Here is a 1,873-nt window from a genome sequence, read left to right as displayed (position 1 = left end):
GCCTCCTGATCCCGGATCACCAGCCCCACCCCCTGCACCACCCCGGCACTCGGGAGCCGGGACGCTCCTGAGGCGTCCCGGCTCCCGAGTGCCGGGGTGGTGCAGGGGGTGGGGCTGGTGATCCGGGATCAGGAGGCGGCGATCGCCTCGGTGACCGCGGAGCGGGCGTCGACGGCGCTGTCGGCGGCGAGAGCGAGCTCCGCGTACCGCTTGGCGTCGTCGAGGGTGTGCTCGGCCAGCTCGGCGCGGACGTCGGCGAGAGCCGACGGCGACATCGAGAGGGTGGTGGCGCCGAGGCCGACGAGGACCACGGCGAGCAGCGGGTCGGCGGCGGCTTCTCCGCAGATCCCGACGGGCTTGCCCAGCGCCGCTCCCGCGCGGCCGACCTCGCCGACGAGGCGGAGCACGGCCGGGTGCCACGGGTCCTGGAACGCCGAGACCGTACCGAGCATGCGGTCGGCGGCGAGCGTGTACTGGGTCAGGTCGTTGGTGCCGATCGAGGCGAAGTCCGCGACTCCGAGGATGCGGTCGGCGAGCAGGGCGGAGGAGGGGACCTCCACCATCACTCCGGCGGTGCGGATGCCGAGCTCCCGCGCCATCGAGGTGAAGTAGCGGGTCTCGTCCACGGTCGCGACCATCGGCGCCATGACCCAGAGGTCGGCGTCGGTCGCGGCATCGGCCTGGGCGAGGGCGGTGAGCTGGTCGCGGAGGATCTGCTCGCTGGCGCGGAGGGCGCGCAGTCCGCGGAGACCGAGGGCCGGGTTCTCCTCGTGGTCGTCATTGAGGAAGCTCAGCGGCTTGTCGGCGCCGGCGTCGAGCGCGCGGACGACGACCTTGCGGCCGGGGAACGCAGCGAGCAGGCGCGTGTACTGCTCCGCCTGCTCGGCGACCGAGGGCGCCTCCTTCGCGTCGAGGAAGAGGAACTCGGTGCGGAACAGCCCCACTCCCTCGGCGCCGAGCTCGACCGCGTTCGCAGCGCCGTCGGCCGAGCCGAGGTTCGCGAGCAGCGGCACGGCGTGGCCGTCTGCCAGCGCGCCGGGAACGACCGGTGCGGCGAGCATCTCGGCGCGCTCGGCGATCGAGGACTTCGCGGCGCCGATCTCGGCGTCCGAGGGGTTCACCGTCACGACGCCGGAGGTGGCGTCGAGGATGACGAGCTGGCCGTCCCGCAGGTCGAGGGCGCCGGTGGTGCCGACGATGGCGGTGATCGACTTCTCCCGGGCGAGGATCGCCGTGTGCGAGGTCGGTCCTCCGTCGCTGGTGATCAGACCGAGGACCTTCTCGAGGTCGAGCAGCGCCGTGTCGGCCGGAGCGAGGTCACGGGCGACGAGCACGAACGGCTCGTCCGACTCGGGGACGCCGGGAGCGGCGACGCCGCGCAGGTGCGCCACGACGCGCTGCGAGACGTCGTCGAGGTCGGTCGCGCGCTCGGCCATGTAGCCGCCCATCGCCACGAGCAGGTCGCGGAAGCCGGCGAAGGCCTCGTGCACGGCGCGCTCCGCGGTCTTGCCCCCGGCGATCCGCGCCTTGACGTCGTCCGCGAGGGACGGGTCCTCGGCCATCAGGGCCTGGGCGTCGAGGACGTCCTTCGCCGAGCCGCCGGCCCGCTCGCCGCGGTGGCGGATCGTCGCGGCGGTGGCGGAGAGCGACGAGACGGCGCGCTCCTCCTCCTGGGCGACGCTGCGGGTGCTGGCGGTGTCCTCGGGCTCGGGCAGCGGCTCCGGCATGCGCAGGACCGGCCCGAGGGCCAGCCCGCGTCCCACTCCGGTGCCCTGGAGCTTGGCGGAGGCGTAGGCGGTCTGAGGAGTGGACAGCGTCATGGGTGCTCGTTCCTGTCGTGCGGAGTGCGGGCGGGAGAAGAGGAGGCGGGGGC

Annotated in this window: 1 protein-coding gene; it reads right to left on the bottom strand. The window is 74.1% G+C overall.

The features are described from left to right. Positions 1-128 precede the first annotated feature (128 nt). Entirely contained in the window at positions 129-1,727 is a 1,599-nt protein-coding gene (gene ptsP / locus C5C99_RS16630; protein ID WP_104233916.1) for a phosphoenolpyruvate--protein phosphotransferase, read from the bottom strand. Positions 1,728-1,873 lie beyond the last annotated feature (146 nt).

It is taken from the genome of Rathayibacter sp. AY1C4, assembly GCF_002932195.1.
Lineage (GTDB): Bacteria > Actinomycetota > Actinomycetes > Actinomycetales > Microbacteriaceae > Rathayibacter.
This window is presented reverse-complemented; position numbering and strand designations above follow the sequence as displayed.